Origin of the sequence: Leptothoe spongobia TAU-MAC 1115, assembly GCF_018739885.1 — a bacterium.
GTDB classification, from domain to species: domain Bacteria; phylum Cyanobacteriota; class Cyanobacteriia; order Phormidesmidales; family Phormidesmidaceae; genus Leptothoe; species Leptothoe spongobia.
Map to the genome: position 1 here is coordinate 1 of NZ_JADOES010000058.1, position 26,894 is coordinate 26,894.

A 26,894-nucleotide genomic window follows, 5' to 3' on the forward strand; every position below is an offset into this window, starting at 1 on the left:
AGGTAAAAGGATATTTCGTTTTTGGGTTAGCCTCTTTTTGTAATCATACAGAGGAGCCCAATTCCTATGTGGACTGGGTTGAAAATGAAGTGGGTTTGTGGTCGCATTTAATTACCAAAAAGGATATTAAGCAAGGGGAAGAAGTCACGGTATTTTATACCAATATTGATGAATATCCTGATGCTGACAACTTTGTCTAATTTGTATATGGAACCAGCTAGTAGGAGAAAAGATCGGGAATGTTAAAGCTTCAAGACTTTGAGGCAGCTCAGGCTCGCTTTGGTTCCTATATACAAAAAACGCCTGTTAGTTACCATCAGCCGCTCGATGTGTATTTCAAATGGGAGAATCAGCAAAATACAGGCTCGTTTAAGTTACGGGGTGCACTTAACAAAATCCTGACCCTCTCCCCAGAAGAATTAAAATCTGGATTAGTAGCAGCGTCTTCAGGCAACCATGGTAAGAGTTTGGCGTATGCCGCTCAATTAATTGGAGTAACAGCTCATATTTTTGTACCTTGGTATGCCTCAGACGTTAAGGTGACGGCTATAAATGATATGGGAGCGCAGGTTGAACGTGTTCCTGGGGTTTATCAAGATACAGAAGTAAGGGCGCAATCTGTTGTTGCAGAAACATCGGCAACCTATGTATCGCCTTATAATGATTGGAATGGCATTGCTGGTGCCGGTACCATCGGGTTGGAATGGCTAGCACAAACTCCTCAACTATCAAGGTTATTGATTCCAGTTGGGGCTGGAGCATTGCTGGTGGGGATTGCACTAGCGGCTCGGTCCATTCGCCCTGACATTGAGATTGTCGGGATACAAGCTGAAGCATCTCCTTACCTTCATCACCAGTTTTATCATGGTCATATGGATGGTATCGAACAGCATCCCACTATTATGGAGGGGTTGGCAGGTGCTTTAGAATCTAGTGCGATTACAATTGATTGGTTTTGTCAACTGTGTGATCAAGTCATCCTTGTGACTGATTCTGAAGTAGAAACAGCGATTTCTTGCGCATATCATCAGTTAGGAGAAGTTATAGAAGGTAGCGCAGCAGTAGGGCTAGCAGCCGTGTTAGCAGGTAAGATTTCTACTGCTGATAAGCCTACGGGTGTGTTAATTACAGGGGGCAATATAGACATGACAAAACATCAAGAAATTACTAGAAAACTAGGGGCTGACCAAATTTAAGACAAAAATACTATTCTTCGCTGTAGTTTTGTTGGCGAGGGACATAGAAACTAGTGATGATGGCCATGCACATCCACCAGAGTGTACTGACCTGGGGGCGATACCAAACCGTATCGACAAGACCATGGACCAGCATGCCAAAGCAGGTTGCGATCGCGCCAATCAACCAATACCCCTGCACATCCATATTCATCCGCAGACGACGCAGTTGATTTAACCCCTGATAAAACGTGGTTCCCAGCATCCACAAAAAAGCAGTAAAACCAATAATGCCCCCCTCAACCAGGGTTTCTAGAAAAATTGAATAGGCACTCAACGCCGTGTAATTAGGACGTTGATACAACGGATAGATCCGATTAAACGCGTCATTGCCAGGACCGATGCCAATAACAGGACGCGCTTTAATCATTTCGATCGCCCCTTCCCACACATTAATGCGAAAGTTGTTACTACTATCTTCGCGCCCGGCAAACATCGTCATTACCCGCTCTCGTACCGGTCCCACAAACAGTACAGCAAACAGCACCAGACCAGCCATAGAGCCCAGTAGGGTGGGCAAGGCCCACCGCTTCCAAAACGGTGGAAATAATTCACTCCACCAGTACATCAACAACACCGCCAACACAAAGAAGAGACCTAACAGTCCCATCCAGCCGCCTCGGCTATAGCTCAACACCAAACAGGCAAGATTTATAAAAAAGGCAACAGCCGCCAGCGCCTTGGGTAACCAGCGAGGCCAGACAAAAAAGGCACTGACACTTAAGGCCACAGCAGGCAGTAGATAGGCCGCCAGCAGGTTTGGATTTTTTAGATAGCTATAGACCCGTGTGGCTCCTGATAGGTTTGATGTCGGATCAACCCAGGTGGCTAATGCCTCAGCACCAAAAAAGTACTGGCGCATACCATAGACAGCCACGGGTAATGTAGCCAACACATAGACCGATGCGACGCCTGTACGTAGTTTTGGCTGTCGCAGTATCCGGGCCATCAACATAAATAGCAACAGGTTCAAGGTCAGTTTAACCAACCCTGAAATCGCTTCTGCCTTGACAGGTGACAGGGCCGTGGCCACTACCATCGTCGCCCAGAAAAGCGTCACCCCGAGATGGATCGGCGTCAACCAGCCATTGGCTTCATCACTCACTGTGAGCAGGAACCACAGCGCCGCACAGGCCATCAGTAAAATACCGATCAGGGTAGTAGAGGTGTAGGGGGACACCACCAGCAAAATTGCCATAAAGGCAGCTGCAATCAGATCACCATAGGTTGCCAATAGGCTACTGCCCTGTCGCCATTGACGTAGGGGCGATAGCAACCGATGGATAAAACTTACCTGTCGCCACTGGTGTAGCGAAAACTGACCAAAGGTAAGGGTACGCAGCACTGAGTCAATCATTGAGGCAATTATCCCGAGGTGGCTGACTATGTAAACCTTGTCCACATCCAGACTGTAGGTTTTCTGCAAAGAAAACGACTAGGTTCGACTTGGACATAGTCCATGCGCCTGTATAGTAGCGGGTTAGGGGCATTCTCTCAAGACGGAACCTGAAGATTGTGCTCGGGTTTTTACAAGAAGAGTTCACCCGTTAGCAATTTGTCTGTTACCAGCTTTAAAGTTGGGAATACCCATGATTGAATAATGTCAGAATTGCGATAGCAATTCTCTTCGTAAACATCATTTATGAGAGTACAAACAACAATCTGCTGCCTATGGCGATCAATAATCCAATACTCCAGAACTTGCCACCATTCGTACTGTTGCCGCTTCCATTCATAATCACGACGATAGTTTGCACTACTTTCACTACCTGGGCTGACAACTTCAGCAACGAACCTTGGTGCGGGCATATCGAAGAGAATGGCATTTTTCTTAAGGTCTGTCATTAGATCGAGATGCTCAGGTTGCAATACAATCACATCCGGTTTGCGATTTACTCTATTATCTCCAATCGGATGAACCTGTATTTCAGTGGAAGAACTCCTAACAAGCCGTCTATTGTTTACAAATTTCTTTAGGAATTCAGCCAATTCATCAGCAATAAAGTCATTTTCTGCATCTTCCGGTGGCAATTCAATGACCTCTCCATTACTAAGCAAGCGCAAATTACCATCCGGACTAAGGTCAGCATCCAGATACTGTAAGTAGGTCTTATATCGTACAGGTGTGTAAGTCACAGTTAACGTCAGGCCTATTACCTCAGTAGGTTTAGCTGAAGTATAGCAAAGTCACTATTTCAACTTAACTGAGACCAATAAGCTATGCGTTCAAGCTATAGGACGTAGTCCTTTTTCGCTAAGTAACTGATCCAACCAAGTTGCCTCAGCATCACTTAACTCGGGCACAGGTTCTTGCTGATAGTCAAGTTTTAAGTCGTACCCTGAGCGATCATAAATTTCATCTAATAGCTTTTGTAGGTTTATTGTAGGGGCCTGATCATCAGGTCTCAATGGCAACCTAAAAGCTGGCAACGGATCCGTTACGTTGAATTTATAGAGTTCTGCCTGGGGTCTTATCTGACTGCGACTGACTAAAATCCGATAGTGACTGGGTAAATCATCGCCAAAAACAGGCATCGGTTCATGGGCTCGCAATAAATCAATTTCTACCAAATTAGTCGAGCTACTAAGCACCCGCTCCCGTTGGGTTACGTAAGTCTGCCGACCTCGCCCCGAACGTTTATTGATGGGCGATAACAATTCAATAGCAGTGACCACCTCTTTAGTAGACACTTCGCGGACTTCCAAATAGCCTTGCCGCACTGTGATTGGCATAGGAACCTGAACCAAAACTGGTTGAGAGGTAGGCGAGGCCACAGCCACGTTAACCGGTTGGTTATTTTGCTGCTTCTGAGATTTCTGGATCGCAACATCAGGGATGCCGACTAATAGTGACTGCTCTCCCGTTGTTTCATACATCCGAACTTCAACGGAAACTGAGTATTTTGGCCGTAGTTGCGGTGCTAATGACTCTGCTAAAGCTGCAATTAAGAGCAAATGTAGCCCTGGCCATATTTCTGGATGTTCTAAATAGGGATCCATCCCAGGAAATGGAGATGCCACTGGGTTACTCCTTTATATTGGGTTCAAAAGCCATGGTTATAGAATTGTCAAGTAGGTGTCCCAGGATTCTGATGGCAATACTTTCAGCGTTTGTTTTTGTAAATCCAACTCTAGACCAAGGGCTTCTAGGGGAATAACCCCAATCAATGGATCACGTCCTCCCGGTAACTCCAAACATTCGAATGTTCCCTGTCGTCCACATAGGTCAATCTTGGCATCTTGAAAAATTCGTGCTGAACTTAATCCCGTTGCGGTGGTAACGGTTACTTCTTTTAACAACTCCAGACCAAGTTTTGCAATAGTGTCCTGAGGCAAACACAAGGTTGTTGCTCCAGTATCAACTAGAACATCCTGTAAGGTAACGGTGCGAATCTGGTCTGTCGGAATTAATCCTTGTTTAGCCTTTGCTTCATCGATACGGTTAGTAATCGTTAGTGTAGTTAGGACTTTACCCATATTGGCAGCAGTGGTCATAAAGCAATCCTCCAGGCTAGCCTATATCAATTATGGCAAATAGCACTAAAAGTTTCCTTATAGACTATTCATTTAGGTGGATAGCCTGAATAGGTATCGATTTACGTTAGAGGATCTTAATGAGGTAAACGAACGAAAAGCGGAATGCCGTTAATTAAACTACAGCGTTATCTCTGGTGCAAACAAACTTTGTAGTCTTAGTAATTGTGCGCCTCTCAAATACAGCAGATCGCCCTTACCCAATAGGTTGACAGCATCTCCTTGCTTACCGCCTAAGATAATGGCTGAGTCAGCATCACTAGCCGTTCTCAGGGCGACTCGTCCAGGTAAATTGGAACGAATTAGGGGGGTGACTACCTGGGCATCGGGGCGCTGGGTGGCAATGATCAGATGAATGCCAGCAGCACGGGCCATGGCTCCCAGCCGTTTGATGCTCTGCTCGATGGCTGTACGGCTTTCTTTTTCTGCCATAAAGTCTGCATATTCATCAAAAATGCAAACTATTCGAGAAATTGGGCTGCTTGCCTGCTGGTTGTAACGGGTCAGGTCGGTACAGCGACTCTGTTCAAACCGTTGGTAGCGGCGATCCATCTCATTCATCAAAGCGTCCATCAGAGAGATCGCGCCTTCGGTATCCTTCACAATGGGCTGTAACAACCAGCGATTACCTTCGAACTCAGGAAATGTGACGCGTTTGGGATCCACCAGGGCAATTTGTAGGTGATCCGGGGAGTGGCGTTTTAGTAGACTGAGGAGGAGCGATCTCAAAAATTCACTTTTACCACTACCAGTAGTTCCACCGACCAAAAAATGACAGGTATTGGGATCTGATAAATCGGCTTCCAATAAATTCCCTTCCAAGTCCACACCAATGGCAATTTTGACCGGATCGGTCGGCGTCAGCGACTGAGGTTGAACATAGTGATCAAATAGAGCAGACTGACGGTCTGGACGCGGCAAATCAACGCTGACATAACCAGCTTGAGGCGCAATCATTGGTGGAGCCTGTAGACCAAGCTGTACTCGTAAATCATCAGTTAAACGCAAAATAGAATTCACTTTCACCCCTAACTGGGGCTTGAGCTTGACCCGCAGAAAGGCAGGGGCTAAGGCAATTCCTTGTAAGTCAACACCAACGCCAAAGGACTTCAAAACTTGCACCAGGTGCGCGGCGATGGCATCTGATTTCTGTTCTGAGTCCTGTGGTGATGATGGTGATGGCTCGGCAGGTCTGGATCTAGATCCCTTAACCCTTGTGGATTTGCTAGGGTCGTTATCAGACTTGTCGACATTGTTGCTAGTAGTCTTCTGGGAAGAAAAATCTTGAGACTGTCCTACGTTGGGATTTGTGCGAGAAGCTGATGTTGCTGTTGTTTGAGGCTCAAAATAGGTTTGACACTTGCTATGCTGGGGGCACATATCACATAGGTCCGACCGCAGCGTTTTTGGAGGTGGTTCCCCCTGACCTGGCCTCCAAGCGAGCCAGCCACGAATATGCATGAGCTTTTGCGGAATCAGCTGATGTACCGTATCTTCTAGCTGCGTCCAGGGATAGACCTGCTCTTGCCAATCGGGCAAAACACTGTAAACTGCAGAATCAATAGGGACGCCAATTTTCTCCCGCAACATATAGCTATAGAGGGCAACCTGGGCCAGCTGAGCAGACGGATCAGGCGACTGATAGGTCTTGTATTCCACCACACAAAGACGATGGTTAGCAAAGTCATATACAAGACTATCAAAACGTCCCTGGATCAGTTGCTGGTTACTATCAGGCAGGATGAATGTATGTTTGACGCTGAGTTCTTGAGCCAAAAAAGTTTTTTGTATCACTGCTTGTGTATTACAGAAGCGACGATTACTCACTAGTAGCTCTACCCAGCGCTGGATAAGTCCCTTAAGGCCTTGCCATAGTTGATGGAGTGCCTGAGTTTTATCGGGTTTCTCGGTAAGACTCCGCTGGAGATAGGGAAAAAAGATGGTTTGGTAAAGTCGTTGTTCAAATTTTTGTGTGATCATGCCCTTGTCCAATCTTTCCGGAGCCACTGCCAACAATGCTATAAATTCTGAATCAGCATGCAGCTGCCGCACAAATTGGTCAGAAAGCTGATGAAACGCATTGCCAATACCGAGGGTCTTCTCTGGCGGTAAAAACATCGTCATACCACCAAAGTGATGCCCCAAATAAAGTAGACGGGGGCACTCAAAGGCGATACGAATTTTGGTAACACTAAGAGAAGAAGTCATGTGGGGACGTAACAGATTAATTGGGCTTCACGGCTGGCATGGGGGTCAAGCAGCTGTAGACGTTTATGATTACAGAGATTTTGAATTTCTTGCTCAATTTCCTGTTCTTGAACATTAGAAAACTGTTGTCGTGTAGTTTCAATTAAAACGAGCAGCCCAATGAAGGATTGAGTCGCCATCAGGTTCACAATATAATCTGCCACTACTTGGCTAGGAGATGTAGATGCTACGCCACCTTCCACAATCTGTAATTGTTGCAATAAGGGGCACTGACCCAACACTTCTGATTCTCGCACAACAGATTGTAAGTCTTTGAGATGCGGCGTTTGTTCCCCCAGAACAAGTTCGCCAGCACGAGCAGAACTGGCGAGTTGATGGTAGGTTTCTAAGTACTGCACCGAGAGTAAATCAGGCCGAAAATGGGCATAGGATGCCTTTCCGTTAAACACTTGACAATAGATTTGATTTCCTTTCGTTTTTGGCTTGCCTGTGCCGGCTGCCCGAATTAGATAAAGTTGCTTGCAAGCATTTTTGCTAGTTACCTTTTGACATGCATTCATCACATGATAAAAAGTTGTCATATTAGAATCTTCGTTCCAGATAATGCCCGTAGTGCTTTTCTGCTGCTGATGGGAAAGAGAGTAAGATGCATATTTACTGCCCCGCAAAAACTGAGTTTCTACCTGTGGTAATTCTAGGGCTTCTAGAACCTGGCGTAGTCGCCAGATTAATTCTGGGGATGTGAATTGCCCAATCCGCGTCACTCGCTTTTGAATTGATTGAAATTCTTTGTCCCAAGCTAACTGAAAATTTGCAAGGTTTTTTTCTTTTGAGTTATCAGAAGTAGCAATAGGATCCGGTTTATTCGTTCCACCATCAGTGTTAAAATCCGGCATTTTGCCGTGGTGTTTATAATAGTCAATGAGCTTTCGACCTAAATCTAACGTTTTTCGAGGAAAGGTTTTCTTCCCAGGAAAGTAATGTTCTAGCCAATTACGGGATAGGGGCGCAATTCCACTTGATGGTTTTGGTCGAGCTTTCAAGTGAAGTGACTCAAGGCGAGCTGCCCAGAGTGCTTCTGCCTGATCCAGATTGATTGACTTGAGTTGCAGGGTTTGCTGAATGCGATCCAGATCTGCGGGCTGAATATCTTTACGATTCTCCCGCCAGGTGCCATTAACAAGACTAATCAGTACTAAAAAATTGCGTAGCTTTTCGTTGTGAATTGTAGAATTTAGGTTAAATAGGCTCTGTAAATCCAATTTGTTATTTAACAATTTAGGAATGCTATCTAGATTGTCAAAACAGAGAACGATTGGCTGAGTAGAAGTAGCAATACGACCAATGTTGTTTAGTATCTTTTGAGCTGCGTCTTCAGAATCAATTGGTTGTTTAACCCGTAGTAATTTCAGTTCTTCTTTATCCAGATTATCGCCTTTGAGCCAAGAGTAAGCTAGAGTACGTAACTCAGGGTTGGTCGCTAAGTCATAAAGTACGCCAAAGAACTCCTTACCGTTATAAATGCCTACTGGAAAGCTTGCCTGTAAATCTTGAATAAAGCGACCTCGTTCCCCTAGTACCCATTTAGCCAAGCTACGATGATGCAAACTAGGAAGCCCTTTAAGCCAAAGCAGCATCTGTGATTGAGATTGCCCTTCTGGCACATAAATAAGGCTATCAACCGTATTGCGTAATGTATGCCGCCAGAGATAATCACTATCGGGCCAGGGGCCGATGTAGGCAAAAAAAGCTTTATCGTTGAGCTGTCGCTTTATTCGTCCCAGTAGGTAGCTCTTCCCAGCACCTCTATCTCCAGTCAGTAAAAATGTACGGGTAGCATGGTCTTTCCCAATTTGATTAATTATTTGATCAATTGTTTGAAGAATTGGCCAGTGAATACCATTAACTTCCAACGCTACATCCGGTCTTTCTTGCCAGAAATTACCTGGGCGAAAAGTATTTTGGTCGAAAGGATTGAGATTCTGTTGAATTAATTTTTGAAGCGAAGTCACTATCTTTTACCGCCTCTGTATATGTAGTACATGATTCCACAGGATTTAGTCGTTAACGCTGATATAAAACCAAGCACCGCCATCAGGCTGGGCAATACCAGAATCTCTTTCTGAGTCGGTGTAGTTAGATACGTCTTGAAGTGTACTAAGTTCAATCAAATCCTGGCTTTGCAATGTAAATAGGAGTTTATCTAGGCCTTCTCGATTTAGAGGGGGCTGTAGCTTTTCTCGCAAATGAAAGATCGGTAAAAAGTTGTCCGTATCTAACTGCTGATCAAGCATCCTAATAGTGTCTAGTACTGATTTTGGCGACAGACCATTTGTGTCAGTCATTGTTGAGGGAGAAGTTTGATGCCCTGCTTCTTCCTTAATCTTGGTTGGAATGTTGTTAACTGTTCCAGAGGTTTCTTTTTGACCTAAAGTTTCCCTGAGAAAGGTTAAATAGGTCCCTAACATCGAGAATGTCAAGCTGGCATAGGAACTCGTTGGATGACAATCATTTTGCAAGTATTGATAACCTGTTTGAGTCAGCCAGACATCTTTGATCACTTTCTTGCCGACAACGCTGATAAGCCCCTTTTCCTCAAGCTGTTTGAGTAATCTTTGACGCTCGTTTGCTGGGACTTGCTTAGCTGTTCCTGGCGTTGCTGATTTACCAACTGCAACGTCTAACAGTTTTTTCACCAGTTGTAATTCATCATCAGTAATGGGTAGCATATTGGTCTCAGACTCCAACAATGCTTTGCCAGCGGTCTCGGTTTGATATTTGGGGATTTCATCAGTATATTCAACTAGCCCTTTGCTACACAGATCTTGGCAAATCTGATTACGCTCACTGGCACGGGTTTTAGAATTTGGCTGGATTTTGCTAATACTGGCCCGGTAGTCTGGACCATATTCCAGCAACCGTAACAAAAATTTTAATTCTATTGATTCTAATTTGAGCGAAGATAGCTCCATAGGAGTCGTCGTTCCAATAGGGATAGGTTATTTCAATCGGTATTGAGAGCAGAAGACTCCGTAGATAGAAGTTATGCTGGTACTCTCTAACCCTGATTATTCATATAGTTTATGAAGGCAGCTCAAACACATCAACGATTCTTTATAAAAGCTATAAGATCCTAATCTAGCCCCACCCTTACTAGTCATTGCCAAGCATTCACAATACTTGCTATCTCAGCTTCATAGCCTATCTGAACATCCCTAAATAGCGACGGCTCGCTAAAATAAAGAAAAAGCTTGTAGACGATGGCTTACAGCGATTTTACGATCAATGACATCAAAAAGACGTTTGCGGTTGAACTGATTGAAGATCAGGCTCTGTTTACCGATGTCGAATCTCAGGTGCCTCCCCAGTGGTTATCGGACTTTTTAGAGATTCATTTACCCTTGGCTGATGCCATTGGTACTGAAAAAGCAAAGTCAGAATTTATTGTGGCTCCAATTTTATCAGCTGCTCGGGAGTTGCTAGAACGCCAGATTAGTTTGTTCTCTGGGATTGAGTTTACAGTGGATAAGGAGCAGGGGCTGACCGGACGCTGTGATTATATTGTGAGTCGATCGCGATCGCAATACAGTCTCTCAGCGCCAGTTCTAGCCTTAGTAGAAACCAAAAATGACCGCATCAATGCTGGGCTAGGTCAATGCATGGCAGAGATGATCGCAGCAGACCTGTTTAATCGTCAGGAAGAGAATGAACTGACAACAATCTTTGGCTGTGTTACCACAGGAGACCTGTGGCGGTTTCTTAAACTCCAGCTAGTAAACGGGCAAAGAACCATTTTTATCGACACCAAACAATATTTTGTCACACAGGTAGACGAGCTACTAGGGCTCCTAAAAAGCATGGTGCAGTAAAAGGGTGCTTGCTTGTGCTATTCTTTCAGTTCAAAGCACAAGCATCAACTAATAAGCACTCCAAGGCAAGTGCTTATATTGTTTTTGAATTTCCTGGAGTTCAGCCAGTGCTTTCATAAAGAAGTCTTGTATAGCTGAAATCTGATCCTCCTCAGATAAAAATGTCTGCAAACTCTGCTCTCGAAAAATGCGCGGTTTAGCCTGCAGCGAGGTGGTCAGTTCAGTCCCCCGCCATCCCCGCTGGCTGCATACGGCTTGCATCATGGCCACAATTTCGAACTTATGAGCCGACTTAGGCTCCGCACCTAACCAGAGAGCAACGGTTAGGGGGGCAGCTATATGCGTACTCTGGAGAAGAAATCCTAAGCAGCAAAACCATTTCCCTGTAGGCATGCCTGCGACAATATTGTAATTTCCATAGTCTAACAATTGCTTTAGAGCATTATTTCGAGTCTGTTTTTGGCCTGTTACTTCTTCAAAACGCTGGGTTACTTTACCCCGCATCGTTACATCCATGAGCTTAAGTGCCTGGGGAAAATTAGCCAGAGCCTGAATATCTGTATCCGAAAACTGACTACTGTGTCCCATTTCATTCTCTTCCATAAATGAGCATATCTCTCTGGTTAGGGTTGTTTCTTTATACAGGGACAGAAACTGATAGAACTGATACCAGCGTAGTTGTTTAAATTTAATCTGATGTTGCGAAACATCCTGAAAAATAACAGATTTATCCTTAGGCTCAAAATCACGAGTGATATAGATTAGGGTTTTATGCCGATAGCCTGACAGATTAGCTAAAATTTCGGCGTACCTTTGTAGTTGATTTCCGCCTTCACTGGAGCCAATTTTACTTTCTAAAAATACAATGTCCTGACAAGTATCTCCCACTAGCTCAATTACCATGTCTGGGCGGCTGTCCTTGGTGTGGTGCTCCAGTGCAGGAAAACTTTTTTGAGTATCAACATGGGAGTAAATGTCTTTTTCATCTAACGCATGCACATGTTGAAGCCAGGCGTGTAAAAAATTTGGGTTAGACTCAAACCAAAAAGCAACAATCTCTGTAAAGAAATCTTCTAGAGGAATGCTCCCTGTTTGAAAATTAAGGAGTCGACTAAAAAGTCCCATAAGGATTTCTAGAAAATAACACTACTTCTTACTGTAGTTGTACATCTTATTAAAACTACTCAAACAGGGCGACAACACTACAGCTAAAACCCGGCAAAATCGGGCTAGTTAATGTATCTGCACCATTGAGTGTCATTGTCTTAACCAGTTGCCCCGCTTCACGACGGTAAACTTCAACTAGACTTAGCTCTCGGTGTTCAAAAATCCAGTATTCCAGCACCCCTTGATTGGAATAAAGCTTGAGCTTAGTTTTCTTGTCACGCTCCTTGTCTTTTGGAGATTGAGGCAATACCTCAATAACAATTTCAGGGGCCCCTGTAAAATGTCCAGACTCATCCAACAACAGGTTAGCTTTTTCATGACTGGCCCAAACTACATCAGGAATCACCGCATCTGTCGATGAAAAAATCACCCCTGGTGCAAACGCTGCCCGACCCAGGCCACTTTGTTTAGACCAAACCCGCAGCTCGGAGTAGATGGCCCCAGCCACATCCTGATGATCCACATGGGGCGCGCGGGTCATATGTAATGCGCCATCAATGATTTCGTAGCGATTGCCATTGTCAGGAAGACCTTCGAGATCTTCAACCGTCCAACGCATTGGTTTAATTTTGATCGCTCTCATCGCGATGTTTCACAGTGGTGTGACTCGGTTTAATTTAGTGTAAACGACTCAGCTCATAGGGTGCCGTTAGCGCAGCGTAACGCACCGGATCTCTAATTCCAGCATCTACAAAACTTTACGCAGACCATTCCCTGCGCTACCTTGCCCATAGGCACTTACCCCTTCTCCGCTTTTCCATGTTTAACCGACGTCGCTTTCTCCTGCTCAGTAGCCTAGCCATCGGAGCCTGTTCCAGTCGCCCCATCGCCCAATCCGTTACCAGCTCCCCCTCTGTCTCCCCTGCTCCCTCTGCTCCCCCTGCTCCCAAACGTCACCCCAACCTCGGTAAAGCCATCGGCCCGGAGGAACTCTTCGCCCCAAAACGCGGTGATGTGCGAGCCGTAGTCATCAGTGACATGAATTCTCGCTATGGGTCTGTAGACTACCGCCAAGAAGTGATGACAGGCGTCTCCATCCTGCCGCAGTGGGAGCCTGATATTGTGCTCTGTGTGGGCGACATGGTCGCAGGTCAGAGTATCTCCCTAAACACGGCTGACGTAGAAGCCATGTGGGAAGGATTTGACAACTTGATCCTCAATCCTATCCGCGAAGCAGATATTCCCTTTGCCCTCACCATTGGTAATCACGATGCGTCCAGTCAGACCTACGAGGATGGGGCCTATATTTACCCCATCGATCGAGAGGTAACCAGCCGCTACTGGCAGGCTCACCAAAATGATTTGGACCTGCAGTACATTGACACTGGTGATTTTCCCTACTATTACAGCTTTAAGCAGAACGATATTTTCTATCTGGTTTGGGATGCATCAGCGGCGAATGTGCCTGATGCCCAGCTAACTTGGGCAGAGCAACAGCTGAGTAGCGCAGCGGCTCAAGCTGCCAAATTCCGAATTGCCATTGGTCACCTGCCACTGTATGCGATTTCCCAAGGACGCGATCGCTACGGCGAAATCCTTAATAATGCTGATCAACTCCAGGCATTATTAGAGCGCCACCATGTCCATACCTACATGAGTGGTCACCACCACGCTTACTACCCTGGCCATGCTGGCGATCTGCAGCTATTACACACGGGAGCCCTGGGCAGCGGTCCCCGCACCTGGCTCGATCGCACTGATGCTGCCATGCAAACCATGACCGTACTAGACTTCTTCTTTGATACAGACGAGACCGTCTACACCACCTACAACATGAATCGTATGGAGCTGGTGGATACACGCACATTACCGCGTCAAATCGTTGGCCCCACTGGACGTGTACTAAGAAACGACATTGACTTAGCCGACCTAACGCCTGAAGAACAGGCGCAGAGCTATGTTCGGAGTGATAACTAGGTAATTTCCCGGTATTTCTTGTCAGGGGGTGCAGACTAAATTTATACGGAATTAGCCGCAAAATCACGTATAACGGAAAGTTGTGCCAATAATTTGCCTCTAAAGGCAAATTATTCATAATTCATGCCCTCTATGGTGGTTAAGCAAATTCGCTCGTGGCAGATTCCCCCAGGCGTGCCGAGGAAGCCGGCCGCACTGATGCTTGGAACAACTGTCCGCTTAACCATTGAATACGATGGTCATGGATACTGTTTACTCGTCGCAGAACTTGACGGCGACTATGTCCTTAGTGAATGGCATCCCTCCCTCAAAGCGGCTGAACAAGAAGCAGCCGAGTTATTTGGACCCAGGAAAAGGGATTGGGAAACGGTGGGCATGCAATAAACCCGGTGTAGGGGCATCCCATGGAACGCCCCTACACCGGGTTATAAATGGATGACCTAGCCTCCTAACTGAAACCCAGATAGGGCTGCCGAGGAGGTGCGGGCTGGATCCAGCTTAAATACGACCGTTGCCAGGGGAGGCAGAGTTAAATCCAAGGAATAGGGACGGTTATGGTAAGCCCAGTCGTCGGACCATTTGCCGCCCAGATTACCCATGTTGCTGCCGCCAAATTCGCGGGCATCGCTATTAAAGATTTCACGGTAGTATCCCTTCGCGGGGACACCGACGCGATAGTGACTGTGGGGCTGTGGGGTGAAGTTGCAAACGGTGACAATAAACTCACCGCTGTCCTTAGCCCGACGGATAAAGGCAACGACGCTGTGGTTGTTGTCGCTACAGTCGACCCACTCAAAGCCTTGCTGGTCGAAGTCCTGGGTATAAAGGGCAGGCTCATTGCGATAGGTGGCATTGAGCTGCTCCATAAAGGTCTTCATCTGAGCGTGGGGCTCATGCTGAAGCAGATCCCATTGCAGGTCTCCCCACACATTCCACTCACTCCATTGGGCAAACTCCATCCCCATAAATAGGGTCTTTTTGCCTGGGTGGGTAAACATGTAGGTGTAGAGACAGCGCATGTTGGCCATCTTTTGCCAGTCGTCACCCGGCATTTTGCCAATCATGTTGCTCTTGCCGTGGACCACTTCATCGTGGGACAGGGCCAGCATAAAGTTCTCGCTAAAGGCGTACCAGATGCTAAAGGTGACGTTGTTCTGGTGGAACTGACGGAACCAGGGGTCCATGCCGAAATAGTCCAGCATGTCGTGCATCCAACCCATATTCCACTTGAGGTTAAAGCCTAGACCGCCTGCATAGGTGGGCCAGGACACCATTGGCCAGGAGGTGGATTCTTCTGCAATGGAGAGAATGCCGGGGTAGTAGCTAAACAACAGATGGTTGACCTGGCGTAAACAGTCAGCTGCTTCAATGTTTTCACGACCGCCGTACTCGTTGGCCACCCACGCACCGGGCTTACGGTTGTAGTCCAGGTAAAGCATGGAGGCGACAGCGTCTACGCGAATGCCATCGATGTGATACTTATCAAACCAAAAGAGGGCATTGGCCACTAAGAAGTTACGCACTTCATTGCGGCCATAGTTAAAGACTAAAGTGCCCCATTCCTTGTGCTCACCTTTGCGGGGGTCAGCATGTTCGTAGAGGTGAGTGCCGTCAAAGAAGGCAAGACCGTGGCCATCCTTGGGAAAGTGACCGGGTACCCAGTCTACTAGGACACCAATGCCATTCTGGTGACACTGGTCGATAAAGTACATCAGGTCCTCAGGGGAACCGTAGCGGGAGGTGGCCGCATAGTAGCCGGTCACCTGGTAACCCCAGGAACCATCGAAGGGATGCTCGGCAACGGGTAGCAGCTCAATGTGGGTAAAGCCCAGTTGCTTTACATAGGGAATCAGCTTATCGGCCAGCTCGCGGTAGGTGAGGAAGCGAGCACCGGGTTTTAGGTCAGCAACGGCAACGACTGGGGCCTCTGTCCCATCGGCCTGTTGGGCAGGATTGTCCGAGGCTTCATGCATCCAGGAACCTAGATGCAGCTCGTAAACTGATACGGGTTGGGACATGGGGGCCTGGTGGCGACGGGTCTCCATCCAGGATTCGTCTTGCCACTGGTAGCTGTCGAGATCCGTCACAATCGAGGCGGTCTTGGGCCGGACCTCTTGCTGGAAACCATAGGGGTCAGACTTTTCGTAGATATGACCTTCGTGGTTTTTGATTTCGTACTTGTAGGCAGCGCCCACGCTTACTTCAGGGATAAACAGCCCCCAGATGCCACCGCAGCCAATGCTCATCTGATGCTGGCGACCGTCCCAGCTATTGAAATCACCTAAAATTGATACATTTCGGGCATTGGGTGCCCATACAGCAAAGTAGACACCTGCAACACCCTCAATGGTGGCGGGATGTGCACCTAGCTTTTCATAAATACGGTGGTGGTTGCCTTCCCCAAATAGATGGGCGTCATACTCGGTCACCAGCGGTGACTTGAAGGCATAGGGGTCATACACTACACACTCATGACCATCAGCTTTGTAACGTAGCTGGTAGCTAGCTAGGTCATCGACATCAAGCACACATTCAAAAAAGTCGCCATGATGGTCGTTTACCATTGGCACTTCTTGACGATTATCGGGCAGTACAACCCAGGCAGTGTCGGCTTTTGGCAGATAGGCACGCACAGTCCAAACGTCTTTGCCATCTATCTCAATGCGATGGGGACCGAGAACGTCAAAGGGATTGTGGTGGTAGTTGCCGACAATCCGGTCAATTTGCTCTGGGGCCGTTGTTAATGCCATAGAAGTCTAAACCTAACCGTATATAAAACGTACTTTTAAAGAGGGTGGTGCGCTAAACCGCCATCTTTGCGATCGCAAAGCCCTGCGTTTGAATGCAAAGCCCTTGACCCATGCAAAGACTATGAAGCTTAGGTTAACAGACGTTCCTTACCGGAATTATTTCCATAGCCAGGTCTGTGGAGCGTTAACCTAAATGGTTGTCCTCCACTTTACATTACTTTACAGCAAATTCCTTGACGAGCTCTTTATAGAAACTGCGCACAAATCTAGAGGCTGCCGCTGCTGTACAAAGCTTATCGTTTTCGTTTGGTCTCGCAAATTTGTAGTGCAATCTTAAAAGATGAACTTTGCCCTTCTCGAAGGATTTACTCATTAACGAAAAATACTTATCACAGCAAAGTCTCATTGCCTATTTCTGACTCCCCAGAGCTATGGCAAAAACGGAATCACCGGCTTAAACGCTCGACGGGCCTGAAGTAAGAAAATGATGTAGCGAATCTCAGAATTTAGGGTGAGCGTCGTTTGAGGAGCTGCTAGCTCTGTCTGCAGTTGAGCATAGTCGGCAGGGGATAGGGGGCTACCGTCTAATGGGGAACGGGCATCAAAAATGATTTCAGTTCGCAGTATTTCTTCTGGCACATCCTCAGGAGACGGCAGCACAATCTGATCTATATTGACGGCTGGAGTTTCCGCAGGATCGCCAATCGGCGGATGGGGTGGCTGAGGTTGGGCTAAGCCTTGATAACTGAGGCTTGACCACAGTCCAAAACAGCCAATACCAACACCCAGGGCTTTGAGCCAGGGCACCCTCGTTATGGATAAAAACTGTCCGTTATAGTTGTGCATTACTTACTAAAGATTGCTGCTGTAGGCAGCGCCAAGGAGTTCTATGCCTAGCTTTTCCATATTTAGTTTACGCGGTTGTCAGATAAATGATTTGCTGCGTGGATTATCCCACCGTTCAAACTACATGGCATGGGGGGCGGCCCTGGCCCTGTTGACCTACATTACACCCGCTGCAGCGCAAACGATTCTTGAGGAAAGCGTTGAATTCAAGCCGACCCAGGATACTTACACCTTTACGAGTGAAGCTGGACAAGCCGTCATCATTGAAATGGTGAGCGAGGAGTTTGATACGTTTATCACGTTACTAAGTCCATCCGGGGAAATTTTGGAGCAAAATGACGACTACAATGGCACTCCTCAGGCCACGATCGTCATGAAGCTACCGGAAAGTGGCGAGTATACGGTACTAGCTGGTTCCTTTTATGGCCAGTTGGGAGGCAACTATCGGATTTCGGTGAAACCGGCTACGGATTTTCAGCAGGTGTATGACCGGGCGTTAGAGCTGATGCAGTCTGAGGACTATAGCGAAGCAGCAGAGGCCTACGAAGCGGCCATCGTTTTGAAACCCAATGATCCGAATTCGTACCTGGGTAGAGCGGATGCTTTACTGCGGCAGCAGGCGTTACTCCTGAATGAGGAGTTTAGTGGTCCGAATGATTTGCCCTCAGAAATCCGGGCAGATATTGTGGAAAATTATGAAAAGGCGGCTCGACTGTTTGCCGCTGCAGGGGAGCAGGAGTTTTCTGCACTGATCCTGGAGCAGGCTGAGTTTGTACGTACTGGCGAAGATCCACAGGCCCCAGTAAATTAATGGCGCTCAAATCAGTCGCTTAAAGCTGATAGCGCTTAGCATTAATACACTTCAACTTTGTTAGATTTACTGAAAATTGGTCGTGGCTTCACACAATTACTAAAACCTTCCGGATAGATGTCGGTCTTTAAGAATGTGTGAATGAGTAGATGAACCTTGACATATCCCTCACAGATACTGCGAGGGATTTTTTTTGCCTAATTTTAGGCATGCCTGGTTTATTACCCATACTGACTACCGCCTACTCCCAAACCCCTTTATCGAATAGGTACTGATAGGCATCAGCCGTATCTTCAGGCTGATATTCCGTGAATAAGTTGGGTGGAAATCGGTTCACATACTGCTCAAAAATGGGGCGATATAAGTCCATATGTACCATGGGTGGCCGATGACGTGAACGAAAATCGGCTATGGGTATTGTGACCGTCACTATGGTTTCATGCTCTGAGTTGGCTTCTTTGAGTAAGCTGCCCCGTGGATCAAAGATTGCAGAACCACCACTACCCCCGTTATCTGGAAAAAATCCTGGATTGTTAGGGGAAATGGCATTGTTAACCACAGCTGTATACACACCGTTGTAGAGCGATGTGGCCTGGATATCAACAGGGTTAAAGCCTCCCGTTGCAGTGCGTAGAATCAGTTCTGCCCCCTTCATGGCAAACGCTCGGAAAAGCTCTGGCTCTCGCTGGACAGAACTGGTGGCAATGTTGCCAATGGGGGTACGGGTTACTGGAATAACGGCATCCATGCCGTACATCTCCACATATTGATCCAGCACATCGTAAATAGTCGTTGTAAAGAGTTCAAACCCTGGTCCAAAGACCCCTTTGATATTGCGAGCTTTCCAATGTTTGTCAACGATAGTGCCATCGGGACCCATAATCGTCGTGATCGACAATAAGTGATTGGGCCAGTTCTCATCTCTCACATAGGAACCAAAAACAATGTAGCACCCATATTCATTAGCTTTTTTCCCAATGGCCTCGGTCTCTTCACCCGGTATTTCAATCGCCACTTTAAGCGCATCTTGACGATTCCACCGGTTGGAGTAGCCTGTAATGGGAAACTCATGGAAAAATAGTAAATCTTTGGGACCACCCCAGTTGTTAGCAGCGTCGATCAGCTCTAGCATATGGTCCAAATTGTCTTGGCGAGTTTTATCTAACTGGCTAGGGTCTACACCCCGAATGCGAGACTGTACTACACCTAATCTGATCGCTGGCTTAATGAGGTCAACTTTGGCATAGTTTCCGTCTGTTGGTACGCTGACCTCACTAGAGTCTGAGGGCTGTATAGCAGCAATATCACTCGTTTTCTCAGCAGCTTCTCCCGGTCTTGCCTGATGACTAACGGTCGTCACCCCCAAAGCGGATATCCCCGCAAGTACGGTACGACGAGAAAAGGCTTTACAATTCTTTTCCATTGCATGCATACCCCAATTGCCAAAAATCTAAGTTTACGACCAGAGGCGCATTCATTTGATGTAATGGACGTATCATTAAGAGTCGCTATGCGAGTGCTCTTTTGAAATCAACTCACAATCGTCTCAACACGTTAGCGCTTGGACCCGTTCTACTGATTGGAGTTATAGCGCTAGTTAGCTTTTTTATCAATGTCAAAGCTATGCTCCTACTTCAGTCTGCCTTTACTCCAGAGACTGACTGGGCAGCCGATTTTCAACACGTTACTCAGGGGATGCTTGCCAAAATCTTATTTCCAGTAGATTACAGTAATCCTGAGTTAACAGGCATCGATTTCTTTAAGCTGACATCTCGTTATGTCTCTCAAAATAATCAGATTGTGTTGTGGTTATCTTTAGCCGAGATTATTTTGGTCAATACGCTGCGTAGCTTACGCCGAATGCCTGTGTTGCGTAAATCAGTCAGTATTGTCTTTTGGATAGTGATGCTCGCTACGTTTGTTGTGTCTCGTCTGAGTGAATCTTTTGGCGGTTTTTAGTCTAAGCCAAATACCCCCTAGTTCCTCAGACTGCTAGCTGGGCAATTATTTCAACCCGCGATGAAACTTCAGAATTTTCGCAACATCCGCTTCAAGGCTTGTTTCGCTGAGTTTTCAGTAATCCAAGGGCTATCGCTGTTACGATTAGTTATTCATCCTACCTATCGGCAATGGCAAACTACGTTTATATAGCAACGAGTCTCGATGGGTTTATTGCTACCGCCGATGGCGGTGTGGACTGGCTTGACGAGATCCCCAATCCTGAGCAAAGTGACTTTGGCTATGCTGAGTTTATCGGCCGTGTTGATGCCATTGTCATGGGGCGCAACAGTTTTGAAAAAGTCCTGACGTTTGGCTCCTGGCCATACGAAAAGCTGGTTTTTGTTTTGAGCAATAGCTTAAAACATGTCCCTGAGAATTTAGTAGACAAAGTCGAAATTATTGGTGGTGACAATCTCAAAACACTCGTAAATCATTTAGATGAACGTGGATATCACAATCTATACATCGACGGTGGTCGTACAATTCAAAGCTTCCTGGCAGAAGACATGATTGACGAGCTGATTATCACCCGAGTACCAATATTGTTAGGAGATGGTATTTCTCTATTCGGTAGGCTTACAGAGAAGCTACCGTTCAGACACCAAAAAACAGAGATATTGAATAATACCTTGGTTAAGAGTTCTTATATTCGGCTTAGAGAATAATTGACAGCCAGAAGTTATCGAACAACCTGGAAAACTTTAATAACCTTAAAAGCATCGCAACTATAGCTGCCTTTGGAAAGCAATGATCTTGGCTGTTGCATGGTTCTTACTGTTCTGCAAATGTTTGAGATGTTTTGTGATTAACCTCATTGAGTTGTAAAGAATGCCCATACAACTCAATATGTCTCGCCTTCTACCTAAGCTAGAATTTCAGGACTGTTATTGCGGAGAGGGTTTTTCATGAGCACAGAATACGGTTTGGGGACAAAATGTCTACACGCAGGTCAAGCACCCGATCCGACTACAATGGCTCGTGCTGTGCCCGTCTATCGCACTACGGCCTATGCCTTTCGGGATACGGAGCATGCGGCTAATCTGTTTGCTCTCAAAGAATTGGGCAACATTTATACGCGGTTGATGAACCCCACCCATGATGTTCTAGAAAAGCGGGTGGCGGCGATTGAAGGAGGGGCGGCGGCCCTGGCAGTGGCCTCTGGAACCAGTGCTATTTTCTACAGCATTATCAATATTTGTCAGGCTGGGGATGAAATTGTTTCTGCCAATACCCTGTATGGTGGCACCTACACCATGTTTAAGGACATCTTGCCGCAGTTTGGTATTAAGGTGAACCTGGTTGATCCCCGTGATCCTGAAAATTTTCGTTCGGCGATTACGGAGCAGACTAAGCTGGTGTTCTGTGAGACGGTGAGTAATCCAGGGTTGGAAGTGTCGGATTTGGCTGCGATCGCAACTATCGCCCACGACAACGGCATCCCCCTGATTGTCGATAGCACCTTTACCACCCCCTACCTGATTCGTCCCCTAGAACACGGCGCTGATATCGTTGTCCATTCCCTAACCAAATGGATGGGGGGACATGGTACCGGCATTGGTGGCATCATGGTGGACTCCGGCAAATTTGACTGGGCATCGGGTAAGTTTCCCCTGATGAGCGAGCCTGACGCCAGCTATCACGGCCTCCGATTTGCCCATGACCTGGGCCCCTTAGCCCCCATCGCCTATACCCTGCGGATGCGGCTGGTACCTCTGCGGAATCTAGGAGCCTGCATCTCCCCAGACAATGCCTGGATCTTCCTCCAAGGCATCGAAACACTGCACCTGCGGATGCAGCGCCACTGCGAAAATGCCATGGCCGTTGCCGAGTTTCTGCAACAACATCCAGACGTGGAATGGGTCCGCTATCCCGGTTTAGAGACAGATAAAGCTCACGCAGTCGCCAAACGCTATCTGAAAAAAGGCTATGGAGCCATGGTTGTCTTTGGGATTAAAGGGGGAGCCGACGCCGGTAAGAAATTTATTGAACGGCTTGAGTTGTTCTCTCACCTGGCCAATGTAGGCGATGCTAAGAGTTTAGCCATTCATCCGTCATCCACCACCCACTCTCAGCTATCAGAGGCTGACCTACAGAGTGCAGGCATCGCTCCTGAGCTAATTCGTCTGGCCATTGGCATTGAGGATGTAGATGACATTATCGGCGATCTGAAGCAGGCATTGGCTGCTAAGTAGTCAGATGAGTATTGGCCCAATCCAAACCCAGTTTTTTCACCTCAATGCACCCTTTCCCTTAGATTCAGGAGAATCTTTTGACACGATTACCCTGGCCTATGAAACCTATGGCACCCTCAACAGCGATGCCAGTAATGCCATTCTGGTACTGCATGCCCTCACCGGCAGTCAACATGCTGCTGGTATTAACAACTCAATACCAGGTGTAGATCCGCTCTGGACCGATGACTGTGTCCTAGGTTGGTGGGATACCTTTATTGGGCCAGGCAGGGCATTAGATACAGATCGCTATTTTGTCATTTGTATCAATTACTTGGGGGGATGTTACGGATCGACAGGGCCTCGTTCCACCAATCCATTAACAGGCAAATCCTATGGCAGTCAGTTTCCCCAGGTGAGTGCTTGGGATGTTATTCGCAGTCAGCTATGTTTGTTGGACTCCCTAGGCATTGATTGTTTGCACGCCGTCATTGGTGGTTCCGTAGGGGGCATGCTATCAATTTTATTAGCCACCCGCTGTCCCCATCGGGTCAAAAATGTCTTACCGATGGCCACAGGATTGGAAACAACTGTGCTGCACCGCGTGCACAACTTTGAACAGATTCTCGCGATTCGTAATGATCCAAAGTTTCAAGGCGGGGATTATTATGAGGGACCATCGCCAAAGGATGGTTTGTTATTAGCTCGGATTATTTCCCATAAGACCTTTGTGTCGTTGGCTGTCATGGCCAAACGGGCCAGGCAAGAAATCACCATCAAACAACCCATTGGACATTTCTATGAACTGTCTAACCCGATTGAATCCTATATGTTTTACCAGGGGAAGAAATTTGCAGAGCGCTTTGATGCCAATAGCTATTTGCGAATTATGGACATGTGGCAACGGTTTAGCCTCAATGCCCAGCAGCCTGATTTATTTAAGGATTGCGGCCATCAGCAGTATTTGATTTTTAGTGTCGACTCTGATGTTTGTTTTTATCCAGAAGAACAGAAGGTCATTGTCCAGGCCTTAGAGGCAGCCCAGATGAATGTGAAGCATATTACGGTGCACTCTGACAAAGGCCATGATTCATTTTTATTAGAGCCAGATCTCTATGCACCGTATATTCACTTTATCCTTGAGCAATGACTCGTTAGAGCAGACTTTTCTGGTAACTGTAGTTTTGAGTACAGTCAGTCCTATATTTCACGCGTAGACTACTTTAAGTCAAGCATGAAGCATAGATTTTTATCACTCCTATGCAAGGGCGTTACTAATTTACGGGCCTCAGGTGTATTGTTCCTGGAGTTAAGGGTTGGGTTATCTTGCAATCTTTAATTTTTAGAACGGCTGCCAGGCATTCGTGATGTTAGTAACGCTGTTTTTTTTACTGCCTGTGCTTTAGCCCGAAAGGGTAGTCATACCAGCAATAATTCATTTTAATTTAACTATTCTCCCAAGCCGGTCAAATTTTGGACTCAAATAATTCGCGTTTGGTATATCTGCTATCTATTTCGGTAAGGGGTGTTCAGTAGGATCATGCAGTTGGTCCCCCATAAAAAAATATGAGTGGAAATGCAAGTCGAGTTCAAGCAATTAGCCAAATTGTCAATAGGAAGCCGTTGCCCCCCAAGACCGCTGCCAGTCTTGAGGAAATTTGGGCAGAGAATGTCTTTAATCTGCCAAAAATGAAGGCCACTTTGCCTAAGGCAATATTTAAATCAATTAAAAAAACAATTGTTACTGGGGAAAAGTTAGATCCCTCCATTGCTGATGCCGTTGCCAATGCAATGAGAGATTGGGCCATATCTAAGGGGGCACTCTACTATGCCCACGTGTTTTATCCTATGACTAACCTAACTGCTGAAAAGCATGATGGTTTTATCTCTCTCCAAAGTGACGGTACAGTCATTTCAGAATTTTCCGGTAAGTTATTAGTTCAGGGTGAGCCGGATGGATCGTCCTTTCCCAATGGGGGGATTCGTGGCACCTTCGAAGCCCGAGGTTATACTGCCTGGGATGTGACTAGTCCGGCCTACATTATGGATACAGACAACGGCGCTACGTTGTGTATCCCCACCGTATTTGTCTCCTGGACTGGGGAAGCCCTGGATAAAAAAGTACCACTTTTACGCTCTATTGCAGCGATGGACAAATCGGCTAATAAGGTTTTGTCACTGCTGGGAAATACTGAGATTGCCCATGTCAACTCCAGCTGTGGGGCTGAGCAAGAATACTTCTTGGTTGATGCCAATTTTGCCAGTCAGCGTCCCGATCTTCTCTTAGCCGGTCGTACACTGTTTGGTAAGCCTCCGGCCAAAGGACAGGAGTTTGACGATCATTACTTTGGTGCGATTCCAGAACGGGTGCAGGTATTTATGCAAGATGTGGAGGAAACTCTCTACAAGTTAGGTATTCCTGCTAAAACTCGTCATAACGAAGTGGCACCGGGACAGTTCGAGATTGCCCCCTACTTTGAAGCGGCCAATGTGGCTAGTGACCACCAGCAGATGATTATGACGGTGTTGCGTCACACGGCTAAAAAACATGGCTTTGTCTGCCTGCTCCATGAGAAACCCTTTGCCGGTATCAATGGTTCTGGTAAGCACGTTAATTGGTCGGTGAGCAACTCTACCCAGGGGAACCTGCTGGATCCGGGTGACTCACCCCATGAGAATGCTCAATTTTTGGTGTTCTGTGGTGCTGTGATTCGGGGTGTGCATAAGTATGGTCCGTTGATGCGGGCAGCGATCGCAACTGCCAGCAACGACCATCGCCTGGGAGCCAACGAAGCCCCCCCGGCGATTATGTCAGTGTACCTGGGCACCCAGCTAGAAGAAGTCTTTAACCAAATCAAAACCGGCTCCATTAGCGAATCCAAAAAGAAAGGCGTCATGGATTTGGGTGTGGATGTATTGCCATACTTGACCAAAGATGCGGGCGATCGCAATCGCACCTCTCCCTTTGCCTTTACCGGTAACCGCTTTGAATTTCGAGCAGTGGGTTCAAGTCAATCGGTATCAGGTCCACTGATCGTTCTGAATACCATGTTGGCTGATTCCCTAGACTGGATCGGCAATCGTCTGGAGACCGAACTCTCTGGTGATACAGAACTCAACACCGCTATTCTCACGGTGCTCAAAGAGGTGATGGAGCAACACGGTGACGTTGTCTTTGGCGGTAACGGTTACTCTGAGGAATGGCACAAAATAGCAGTTGAGGAGCGGGGTTTGGCTAACTTGCCCACCACTGCCGATGCCCTGCCCGTTCTGCAAGAAGAATATATTGGTGATCTGTTCCAAAAGACAGGTGTGCTGACCCCGGTTGAACTGGAAAGCCGTTTTGAGGTGTATGCCGAGCAATATATTCTCTCGATTGAAGTAGAGTCTAAGCTGGTAATGGATATGGCTAAGACTCAGATCTATCCAGCAGCGGTTGGCTATTTGTCTAAGCTGTCGTCCACTATCTCAAGCTTAGAAAGTCTGGGTGTTTCTCTTGAGAAGGGGAGTGCTCAAAAAGTGGCGGACCTGACTAACTCTATGGTGGGGGCTGTGACAAAGTTGGGTGACGCCCTAGGGAAGCATGACTTTGGTAGTACGGGGGAGCACATGACCTACTGTGCGTCTGCACTACGTCCGTTGATGGATGAAGTCCGCGAGTATGCTGATGTCCTGGAAGGCGAAATCGCTGATGAATTCTGGCCTCTACCGACTTACCAGGAGATGCTGTTTATTAAGTAGTACCCAATCCGAAATCATTAACCCCGATTCAAACAAAGGGGTTTCGTCGGGTCTGTGCCTTGTGCCAGCCCAACGATCCTGGATGCTACCAACCAGGATTTCGTATAAGTTTGTTCTGCAATGTCAAAATGTGGTTTATTTTTGAGGCAAGGTATCCTCCTTGCCTCTTTTTTATGCGCCTTAAACGTTAAAGACTGCCATGGCAATAAGCACTATGATCACGTTATTTGGCACCATGTTTGTGTTAGCCATTATTCCTAGTCCCAGTGTTTTTGCCGTTGTCGCTAGATCGATTGCATCAGGATTTATCCATGGTGCTATTACGACTGCGGGGATTGTGGCTGGGGATTTTATCTTTCTTCTGCTGGCAATCCTGGGATTATGGACTATTGCTGAGACCAATGCATTGTTCCTGGTGAAGTATCTGGGGAGTGCCTATCTCATATATCTAGGCATCGTGACGTGGCGAGCTAAACCCAGACAACAAGAAATCAAAGGGATTAAGGACGTCTCTTGGCTGTCCAATTTTATCTGTGGTCTGCTGATCACCCTGAGCGATCCAAAAGCTAAGTGCTTATGCAAAATTAATTACAAACTCTTCTCCAAAGCCTGCCAATATCTTTTCAACCTCTGCAACTAGACTT

Annotated in this window: 25 protein-coding genes; 13 read left to right on the forward strand and 12 right to left on the reverse strand. The window is 46.8% G+C overall.

The window, feature by feature from the left end:
• Both IXB50_RS20255 and IXB50_RS20260 read left to right on the forward strand, forming a co-directional pair.
• Positions 1 to 200: SET domain-containing protein (locus IXB50_RS20255; protein WP_215610815.1), on the forward strand; the 200-nt coding region annotated here is incomplete at its 5' end.
• 39 nt (positions 201 to 239) lie between these two features.
• A complete protein-coding gene (locus IXB50_RS20260) occupies positions 240 to 1,196 on the forward strand; it encodes a threonine ammonia-lyase (RefSeq protein ID WP_215610816.1) in 957 nt (318 codons plus the stop codon).
• A gap of 10 nt (positions 1,197 to 1,206) precedes the next feature.
• On the opposite strand, the gene IXB50_RS20265 is transcribed toward IXB50_RS20260, so the two are convergent.
• From IXB50_RS20265 to IXB50_RS20295, 7 genes are all read right to left on the reverse strand, one after another.
• The gene (locus IXB50_RS20265) at positions 1,207 to 2,592 is read right to left on the reverse strand and encodes an IctB family putative bicarbonate transporter (RefSeq protein WP_215610837.1); all 1,386 of its coding nucleotides are present in this window, start codon (positions 2,590 to 2,592) and stop codon (positions 1,207 to 1,209) included.
• A gap of 170 nt (positions 2,593 to 2,762) precedes the next feature.
• Positions 2,763 to 3,371: a Uma2 family endonuclease gene (locus tag IXB50_RS20270; RefSeq protein WP_215610817.1), complete on the reverse strand. Its 609-nt coding sequence runs from the start codon at positions 3,369 to 3,371 to the stop codon at positions 2,763 to 2,765.
• Between the two features lie 90 nt (positions 3,372 to 3,461).
• Positions 3,462 to 4,256, reverse strand: coding sequence for a DUF4058 family protein (locus tag IXB50_RS20275; RefSeq protein ID WP_215610818.1), 795 nt, complete (start codon positions 4,254 to 4,256; stop codon positions 3,462 to 3,464).
• Between the two features lie 36 nt (positions 4,257 to 4,292).
• Positions 4,293 to 4,730 carry a retroviral-like aspartic protease family protein gene (locus IXB50_RS20280; RefSeq protein ID WP_215610819.1) on the reverse strand — a complete coding sequence of 146 codons (438 nt, stop codon included), beginning with the start codon at positions 4,728 to 4,730 and terminating at the stop codon, positions 4,293 to 4,295.
• 159 nt (positions 4,731 to 4,889) lie between these two features.
• Positions 4,890 to 6,977, reverse strand: coding sequence for a DNA translocase FtsK (locus IXB50_RS20285; protein WP_215610820.1), 2,088 nt, complete (start codon positions 6,975 to 6,977; stop codon positions 4,890 to 4,892).
• Positions 6,974 to 8,989: a P-loop NTPase fold protein gene (locus IXB50_RS20290; protein ID WP_215610821.1), complete on the reverse strand. Its 2,016-nt coding sequence runs from the start codon at positions 8,987 to 8,989 to the stop codon at positions 6,974 to 6,976. The genes IXB50_RS20285 and IXB50_RS20290 overlap by 4 nt, the downstream gene beginning before the upstream one ends.
• 45 nt (positions 8,990 to 9,034) lie before the next feature.
• Positions 9,035 to 9,949: a hypothetical protein gene (locus tag IXB50_RS20295; RefSeq protein ID WP_215610822.1), complete on the reverse strand. Its 915-nt coding sequence runs from the start codon at positions 9,947 to 9,949 to the stop codon at positions 9,035 to 9,037.
• Between the two features lie 288 nt (positions 9,950 to 10,237).
• On the opposite strand from IXB50_RS20295, the gene IXB50_RS20300 reads away from it, so the two are divergent.
• Positions 10,238 to 10,846, forward strand: a complete 609-nt coding sequence (locus IXB50_RS20300; RefSeq protein ID WP_215610823.1) for a hypothetical protein — start codon at positions 10,238 to 10,240, stop codon at positions 10,844 to 10,846.
• Between the two features lie 48 nt (positions 10,847 to 10,894).
• On the opposite strand, the gene IXB50_RS20305 is transcribed toward IXB50_RS20300, so the two are convergent.
• Positions 10,895 to 11,971, reverse strand: coding sequence for a PD-(D/E)XK nuclease family protein (locus tag IXB50_RS20305; RefSeq protein ID WP_215610824.1), 1,077 nt, complete (start codon positions 11,969 to 11,971; stop codon positions 10,895 to 10,897).
• Positions 11,972 to 12,026: 55 nt separating this feature from the next.
• The gene (locus IXB50_RS20310; RefSeq protein WP_215610825.1) at positions 12,027 to 12,596 is read right to left on the reverse strand and encodes a Uma2 family endonuclease; all 570 of its coding nucleotides are present in this window, start codon (positions 12,594 to 12,596) and stop codon (positions 12,027 to 12,029) included.
• Between the two features lie 176 nt (positions 12,597 to 12,772).
• On the opposite strand from IXB50_RS20310, the gene IXB50_RS20315 reads away from it, so the two are divergent.
• Positions 12,773 to 13,930, forward strand: coding sequence for a metallophosphoesterase family protein (locus tag IXB50_RS20315; protein WP_215610826.1), 1,158 nt, complete (start codon positions 12,773 to 12,775; stop codon positions 13,928 to 13,930).
• A gap of 198 nt (positions 13,931 to 14,128) precedes the next feature.
• Positions 14,129 to 14,314 carry a hypothetical protein gene (locus IXB50_RS20320; protein ID WP_215610827.1) on the forward strand — a complete coding sequence of 62 codons (186 nt, stop codon included), beginning with the start codon at positions 14,129 to 14,131 and terminating at the stop codon, positions 14,312 to 14,314.
• Between the two features lie 56 nt (positions 14,315 to 14,370).
• Here IXB50_RS20320 and glgB read toward each other — a convergent pair whose 3' ends face one another.
• Positions 14,371 to 16,680 carry a 1,4-alpha-glucan branching enzyme gene (gene glgB, locus IXB50_RS20325; protein ID WP_215610828.1) on the reverse strand — a complete coding sequence of 770 codons (2,310 nt, stop codon included), beginning with the start codon at positions 16,678 to 16,680 and terminating at the stop codon, positions 14,371 to 14,373.
• Between the two features lie 429 nt (positions 16,681 to 17,109).
• Positions 17,110 to 17,487 (reverse strand): hypothetical protein, encoded by a 378-nt coding sequence (locus tag IXB50_RS20330; RefSeq protein ID WP_216867704.1) that lies wholly within the window; start codon positions 17,485 to 17,487, stop codon positions 17,110 to 17,112.
• A gap of 82 nt (positions 17,488 to 17,569) precedes the next feature.
• Here IXB50_RS20330 and IXB50_RS20335 point away from each other — a divergent pair, with 82 nt between their 5' ends.
• The gene (locus tag IXB50_RS20335; protein WP_215610829.1) at positions 17,570 to 18,337 is read left to right on the forward strand and encodes a PPC domain-containing protein; all 768 of its coding nucleotides are present in this window, start codon (positions 17,570 to 17,572) and stop codon (positions 18,335 to 18,337) included.
• Positions 18,338 to 18,578: 241 nt separating this feature from the next.
• Here IXB50_RS20335 and IXB50_RS20340 read toward each other — a convergent pair whose 3' ends face one another.
• Positions 18,579 to 19,760: a nitrilase-related carbon-nitrogen hydrolase gene (locus IXB50_RS20340; RefSeq protein ID WP_215610830.1), complete on the reverse strand. Its 1,182-nt coding sequence runs from the start codon at positions 19,758 to 19,760 to the stop codon at positions 18,579 to 18,581.
• 200 nt (positions 19,761 to 19,960) lie between these two features.
• Here IXB50_RS20340 and IXB50_RS20345 point away from each other — a divergent pair, with 200 nt between their 5' ends.
• From IXB50_RS20345 to IXB50_RS20370, 7 genes are all read left to right on the forward strand, one after another.
• Entirely contained in the window at positions 19,961 to 20,296 is a 336-nt protein-coding gene (locus IXB50_RS20345; protein WP_215610831.1) for a hypothetical protein, read from the forward strand.
• 60 nt (positions 20,297 to 20,356) lie between these two features.
• Complete coding sequence (locus tag IXB50_RS22565) at positions 20,357 to 20,488, forward strand: hypothetical protein (protein WP_281413301.1); 132 nt, start codon at positions 20,357 to 20,359, stop codon at positions 20,486 to 20,488.
• A complete protein-coding gene (locus IXB50_RS20350) occupies positions 20,467 to 21,003 on the forward strand; it encodes a dihydrofolate reductase family protein (RefSeq protein WP_215610832.1) in 537 nt (178 codons plus the stop codon). The genes IXB50_RS22565 and IXB50_RS20350 overlap by 22 nt, the downstream gene beginning before the upstream one ends.
• A 240-nt stretch (positions 21,004 to 21,243) precedes the next feature.
• Positions 21,244 to 22,530: an O-acetylhomoserine aminocarboxypropyltransferase/cysteine synthase family protein gene (locus IXB50_RS20355; protein WP_215610833.1), complete on the forward strand. Its 1,287-nt coding sequence runs from the start codon at positions 21,244 to 21,246 to the stop codon at positions 22,528 to 22,530.
• 4 nt (positions 22,531 to 22,534) lie between these two features.
• Positions 22,535 to 23,659, forward strand: a complete 1,125-nt coding sequence (metX, locus tag IXB50_RS20360; protein WP_215610834.1) for a homoserine O-acetyltransferase MetX — start codon at positions 22,535 to 22,537, stop codon at positions 23,657 to 23,659.
• 416 nt (positions 23,660 to 24,075) lie between these two features.
• Positions 24,076 to 26,250, forward strand: a complete 2,175-nt coding sequence (locus IXB50_RS20365) for a glutamine synthetase III family protein (RefSeq protein ID WP_215610835.1) — start codon at positions 24,076 to 24,078, stop codon at positions 26,248 to 26,250.
• A gap of 214 nt (positions 26,251 to 26,464) precedes the next feature.
• Positions 26,465 to 26,890: a LysE family translocator gene (locus IXB50_RS20370; protein WP_246564774.1), complete on the forward strand. Its 426-nt coding sequence runs from the start codon at positions 26,465 to 26,467 to the stop codon at positions 26,888 to 26,890.
• The last annotated feature ends 4 nt before the right edge of the window (positions 26,891 to 26,894 follow it).

Excerpts from the sequence above, each read along its gene's own strand:
- IXB50_RS20340 (WP_215610830.1), bottom strand. The coding sequence starts at position 19,760 with ATGGAAAAGAATTGTAAAGCCTTTTCTCGTCGTACCGTACTTGCGGGG.
- IXB50_RS20370 (WP_246564774.1), top strand. The coding sequence starts at position 26,465 with ATGATCACGTTATTTGGCACCATGTTTGTGTTAGCCATTATTCCTAGT.
- IXB50_RS20315 (WP_215610826.1), top strand. The coding sequence starts at position 12,773 with ATGTTTAACCGACGTCGCTTTCTCCTGCTCAGTAGCCTAGCCATCGGA.
- metX (WP_215610834.1), top strand. The coding sequence starts at position 22,535 with ATGAGTATTGGCCCAATCCAAACCCAGTTTTTTCACCTCAATGCACCC.
- IXB50_RS20310 (WP_215610825.1), bottom strand. The coding sequence starts at position 12,596 with ATGAGAGCGATCAAAATTAAACCAATGCGTTGGACGGTTGAAGATCTC.
- IXB50_RS20260 (WP_215610816.1), top strand. The coding sequence starts at position 240 with ATGTTAAAGCTTCAAGACTTTGAGGCAGCTCAGGCTCGCTTTGGTTCC.
- IXB50_RS20320 (WP_215610827.1), top strand. The coding sequence starts at position 14,129 with ATGCTTGGAACAACTGTCCGCTTAACCATTGAATACGATGGTCATGGA.
- IXB50_RS20355 (WP_215610833.1), top strand. The coding sequence starts at position 21,244 with ATGAGCACAGAATACGGTTTGGGGACAAAATGTCTACACGCAGGTCAA.
- IXB50_RS20295 (WP_215610822.1), bottom strand. The coding sequence starts at position 9,949 with ATGGAGCTATCTTCGCTCAAATTAGAATCAATAGAATTAAAATTTTTG.
- glgB (WP_215610828.1), bottom strand. The coding sequence starts at position 16,680 with ATGGCATTAACAACGGCCCCAGAGCAAATTGACCGGATTGTCGGCAAC.
- IXB50_RS20350 (WP_215610832.1), top strand. The coding sequence starts at position 20,467 with ATGGCAAACTACGTTTATATAGCAACGAGTCTCGATGGGTTTATTGCT.
- IXB50_RS20345 (WP_215610831.1), top strand. The coding sequence starts at position 19,961 with ATGCTCCTACTTCAGTCTGCCTTTACTCCAGAGACTGACTGGGCAGCC.
- IXB50_RS20285 (WP_215610820.1), bottom strand. The coding sequence starts at position 6,977 with ATGACTTCTTCTCTTAGTGTTACCAAAATTCGTATCGCCTTTGAGTGC.
- IXB50_RS20305 (WP_215610824.1), bottom strand. The coding sequence starts at position 11,971 with ATGGGACTTTTTAGTCGACTCCTTAATTTTCAAACAGGGAGCATTCCT.
- IXB50_RS22565 (WP_281413301.1), top strand. The coding sequence starts at position 20,357 with ATGAAACTTCAGAATTTTCGCAACATCCGCTTCAAGGCTTGTTTCGCT.
- IXB50_RS20300 (WP_215610823.1), top strand. The coding sequence starts at position 10,238 with ATGGCTTACAGCGATTTTACGATCAATGACATCAAAAAGACGTTTGCG.
- IXB50_RS20280 (WP_215610819.1), bottom strand. The coding sequence starts at position 4,730 with ATGACCACTGCTGCCAATATGGGTAAAGTCCTAACTACACTAACGATT.
- IXB50_RS20335 (WP_215610829.1), top strand. The coding sequence starts at position 17,570 with ATGCCTAGCTTTTCCATATTTAGTTTACGCGGTTGTCAGATAAATGAT.
- IXB50_RS20265 (WP_215610837.1), bottom strand. The coding sequence starts at position 2,592 with ATGATTGACTCAGTGCTGCGTACCCTTACCTTTGGTCAGTTTTCGCTA.
- IXB50_RS20365 (WP_215610835.1), top strand. The coding sequence starts at position 24,076 with ATGAGTGGAAATGCAAGTCGAGTTCAAGCAATTAGCCAAATTGTCAAT.